Annotated in this window: 4 protein-coding genes and 2 pseudogenes; 4 read left to right on the top strand and 2 right to left on the bottom strand. The window is 68.6% G+C overall.

Translation table 11 applies throughout. The features are described from left to right. Positions 1 to 389: pseudogene (locus B4M60_RS02380) on the bottom strand (thymidine phosphorylase); the annotation flags it as partial. Continuing rightward, the gene (locus B4M60_RS02375) at positions 386 to 814 is read right to left on the bottom strand and encodes a cytidine deaminase (protein WP_291079929.1); all 429 of its coding nucleotides are present in this window, start codon (positions 812 to 814) and stop codon (positions 386 to 388) included. The gene B4M60_RS02375 and the pseudogene B4M60_RS02380, both read right to left, overlap by 4 nt. Positions 815 to 1,004: 190 nt before the next feature. Here B4M60_RS02375 and sdhC point away from each other — a divergent pair, with 190 nt between their 5' ends. From sdhC to B4M60_RS02355, 4 genes and pseudogenes are all read left to right on the top strand, one after another. After that, entirely contained in the window at positions 1,005 to 1,412 is a 408-nt protein-coding gene (gene sdhC, locus B4M60_RS02370; RefSeq protein ID WP_291079927.1) for a succinate dehydrogenase, cytochrome b556 subunit, read from the top strand. Positions 1,413 to 1,426: 14 nt separating this feature from the next. Then, on the top strand, positions 1,427 to 1,858 hold the full coding sequence (locus tag B4M60_RS02365; RefSeq protein WP_291079925.1) for a succinate dehydrogenase hydrophobic membrane anchor subunit: 432 nt from the start codon (positions 1,427 to 1,429) through the stop codon (positions 1,856 to 1,858). Positions 1,859 to 1,906: 48 nt separating this feature from the next. After that, positions 1,907 to 3,676 carry a succinate dehydrogenase flavoprotein subunit gene (gene sdhA, locus B4M60_RS02360; protein ID WP_291079923.1) on the top strand — a complete coding sequence of 590 codons (1,770 nt, stop codon included), beginning with the start codon at positions 1,907 to 1,909 and terminating at the stop codon, positions 3,674 to 3,676. Next, positions 3,676 to 3,842, top strand: a pseudogene (locus B4M60_RS02355) (succinate dehydrogenase iron-sulfur subunit); the annotation flags it as partial. The gene sdhA and the pseudogene B4M60_RS02355, both read left to right, overlap by 1 nt.

The following is a 3,842-nucleotide window of genomic DNA, read 5'->3' as shown; positions in this document are numbered from 1 at the left end:
AGGGTGCCGCCGGTGTGGCCGAGACCCCGCCCGGAGAGCTGGGGCACGGCCACGTCCCAGGTCGCCAGGAGCGGCGTGAGCACGAGCGTCACCGAGTCGCCCACCCCGCCGGTGGAGTGCTTGTCGACCGTGGGCACCCGCGTGCCGTTCCGGTGCAGGTCGGACAGGTCGAGCCGGGTGCCGGACGCCACCATGGCCGCGGTCCACCGGGAGGTCTCCCGGTCGGTCATGCCCCGGAAGAAGATCGCCATGGCCAGCGCGGACATCTGCTCGGGTGCCACCACCCCGCGGGTGTACCCGGCGACGATCCAGTCGATCTCGTCGTCGTCGAGTTCCCTCCCGTCGCGCTTGGCCTCGATGATCCGCACGGCGTCCAGGCGACGACTCACGTCAGGTCCCCGGGCCCGAAGGCGTCCGGCAGCAGCTCGCCGAGGCGCACCGCGCCGCGGGCGGTGTGGACCACCAGGTCCGGACCGCCGTGTTCGTGGAGGAGCTGCCGGCAGCGCCCGCACGGCGCGAGGGGGTCGCCGGTGTGGGAGACGACGACGAGCTCGATCAGTCGCCCGCCACCGGTGCGGTGCAGGTCGGAGACGAGGGAGCACTCGGCGCACAGGGTGAGCCCGTAGGAGGCGTTCTCCACGTTGCATCCGGTGACGATCCGCGTCCCCGACCCGTCCGTCGCGGCCGCCAGCGCCGCAGCGCCCACCCCCAGTCCCGAATACGGCCGGTAGGCGTTCCCGGCTGCCGTGCGGGCGGCGTCGCGGAGCTCGTCGGACGCTGCGTTGCCCTGTGCTGCGGTTTCGTGCTGCGACACCCGGATCTACCCTTCGGTAACTTCATTTAGGGTTCCCTAACAGGGAGAACCCGTTCGGACCACGGTACCCACCCTGCTTCTCATCAGTCAGATCTCAGGTCTAAAGTCCTAGTAGGCGCCCGCTGTGCTCTCGGGCCGGAACGCGCGCCGATGGCACCACGCCCAGACGATTCGGAGGCACGACAAGCCCATGAGTACCGCGCAGGCGCCGGCGCGTCCGGCCCCCACAAAGAAGCTCAACCTCTACAAGGGTGACCCGGGGATGTGGTCCTGGGTCGCGCACCGGATCTCGGGCGTCGCGATCTTCTTCTTCCTCTTCGTGCACGTGCTCGACACGGCGCTCGTCACGGTGAGCCCGGAGACGTACAACTCGGTGATCGACTCGTACAAGTCGCCGATCGTCGGCCTCATGGAGATCGGCCTCGTCGCGCTCGTGCTCTTCCACGCGCTCAACGGCCTGCGGATCGTCGCGGTGGACTTCTGGTCCAAGGGCGCGCGGTACCAGCGTCAGATGCTGTGGGCCGTCCTCGCGATCTGGGTCGTCGTCTTTGCCGCCGGCGCCGCCCGCCTCCTCTTCCTTCTCTTCCAGCACATCTAAGGAGAACGATCACCATGGCAGACGCACCTGTTCTCCAGACGTCGTACGACCGCCCCGCCTCGCTGGCCCAGCCGCGGTCCCCGCGCCTGCGGTCGCGCGGCAACTTCGAGCGCACCGCGTGGATCTTCATGCGCGCCTCGGGCGTCGCGCTGGTCATCCTCACGATCGGCCACCTCACCGTCGGGCTCATGATCGACGAGGGCGTCCATCGCATCGACTGGGCCTACGTCGCGGACCGCTGGCAGAGCCCCTTCTGGGCCACCTGGGACCTCCTCATGCTCTGGCTTGCGCAGCTCCACGGCGCCAACGGAGTCCGGACGGTCATCGCGGACTACTCGCGCAAGGACTCGACCAGGTTCTGGCTCAACGCGATCCTCCTCGCCGCCACCGTCCTGGTCCTGGTCCTGGGCACCTACGCCATCTTCGGCCTCGCCTACGACGTCTGATAGACGCCTGCGGACCGTTCCACTTCGAAAGCGAGCACTGAGAATCCCATGACCGATCGTCAGGTCCACCAGCACCAGTACGACGTCGTAATCGTCGGCGCCGGCGGCGCAGGCATGCGCGCGGCCATCGAATCCGGGCCGCGGACCCGCACCGCCGTCCTCACCAAGCTCTACCCCACCCGCTCCCACACCGGCGCAGCCCAGGGCGGCATGTGCGCGGCCCTCGCGAACGTCGAGGAGGACAACTGGGAGTGGCACACGTTCGACACGGTCAAGGGCGGCGACTACCTCGTCGACCAGGACGCCGCGGAGATCATGGCCAAGGAGGCCATCACCGCCGTCATCGACCTGGAGAACATGGGCCTGCCGTTCAACCGGACGCCCGAGGGCAAGATCGACCAGCGCCGCTTCGGCGGTCACACCCGTGACCACGGCAAGGCGCCCGTGCGTCGGGCCTGCTACGCCGCCGACCGCACCGGTCACATGATCCTGCAGACGCTGTACCAGAACTGCGTCAAGCACGACGTGGAGTTCTTCAACGAGTTCTACGTCCTGGACCTGTGTCTCACGCAGACCCCGGAGGGCCCCGTCGCCACCGGGTGTGTCGCCTACGAGCTCGCCTCCGGCGACCTCCACGTCTTCCACTCCAAGGCCACGGTCTTCGCGACCGGCGGCTCGGGCCGGATGTACAAGACCACCTCCAACGCCCACACCCTCACCGGTGACGGCATGGCCGTGGTCTTCCGCAAGGGCCTGCCGCTGGAGGACATGGAGTTCCACCAGTTCCATCCCACGGGCCTCGCGGGCCTGGGCATCCTCATCTCCGAGGCCGTCCGCGGCGAGGGCGGCATCCTCCGCAACGCCGACGGCGAGCGCTTCATGGAGCGCTACGCCCCCACCATCAAGGACCTCGCGCCGCGTGACATCGTCGCCCGCTCGATGGTCCTCGAGGTGCGCGAGGGCCGCGGTGCCGGCCCCGCGAAGGACTACGTCTACATCGACGTGACCCACCTCGGCGAGGATGTCCTCAACGAGAAGCTCCCCGACATCACCGAGTTCTCGCGGACCTACCTGGGCGTCGACCCGGTCACCGAGCTCGTGCCGGTGTTCCCGACCTGCCACTACGTCATGGGCGGAATCCCGACCAACGTCAAGGGCGAGGTGCTGCGCAACAACGACGACGTGGTCCCCGGCCTGTACGCGGCCGGCGAGTGCGCGTGCGTGTCCGTGCACGGCTCCAACCGACTGGGCACCAACTCCCTGCTGGACATCAACGTCTTCGGCCGCCGGGCCGGCATCGCGGCCGCGGACTACGCCGCGGGCCACGACTTCGTGGAGCTCCCCGAGGAGCCCGAGAAGATGGTCCGCGAGTGGATGGAGGGCATGCTCTCCGACCGTGGCGACGAGAACGCCGCGGACATCCGCAGCGAGATGCAGGCCATGATGGACGACAAGGCGTCGGTGTACCGCACCGAGCAGTCGCTCACCGAGGCGCGCGACGAACTCCGTGCCCTCAAGGCGCGCTACGCCCACGTCACGGTCAGCGACAAGGGCCGCCGCTTCAACACCGAGCTGCTCGAGGCGATCGAGCTGGGCTTCCTGCTCGAGCTCGCCGAGGTCACCGTCGTGGGTGCCCTCAACCGCAAGGAGTCCCGTGGCGGTCACGCCCGCGAGGACTACCCCGACCGCAACGACGCCGAGTACATGCAGCACACGATGGCGTTCAAGGAGAACGGCCAGGAGCTGCTCTCCGAGATCCGGCTGGACTGGAAGCCGGTTGTGCAGACCCGCTACGAGCCGATGGAGCGTAAGTACTGATGACCACCGCAGTCGACACCACCAAGGCCACCGACGGCAAGGGCCCGAATCGCCCCGCGCCGCCCGGTTCGACCATGGTCACGCTCAAGATCGCCCGGTTCAACCCGGAGGATCCGGACTCCGCTGGCTGGAAGGAGTACGAGGTCCCGGCCCTGCCGTCCGACCG

This window comes from Dietzia sp. UBA5065, assembly GCA_002415925.1.
Lineage (GTDB): Bacteria > Actinomycetota > Actinomycetes > Mycobacteriales > Mycobacteriaceae > Dietzia.
The sequence above is the reverse complement of the archived record's forward strand: the minus strand, read 5'-3'. Positions and strand labels throughout refer to the sequence as shown.

Bases quoted from the DNA above. Each gene is read 5' to 3' on its own strand.
- sdhC (WP_291079927.1), top strand. From the start codon at position 1,005: ATGAGTACCGCGCAGGCGCCGGCGCGTCCGGCCCCCACAAAGAAGCTC.
- B4M60_RS02365 (WP_291079925.1), top strand. From the start codon at position 1,427: ATGGCAGACGCACCTGTTCTCCAGACGTCGTACGACCGCCCCGCCTCG.
- sdhA (WP_291079923.1), top strand. From the start codon at position 1,907: ATGACCGATCGTCAGGTCCACCAGCACCAGTACGACGTCGTAATCGTC.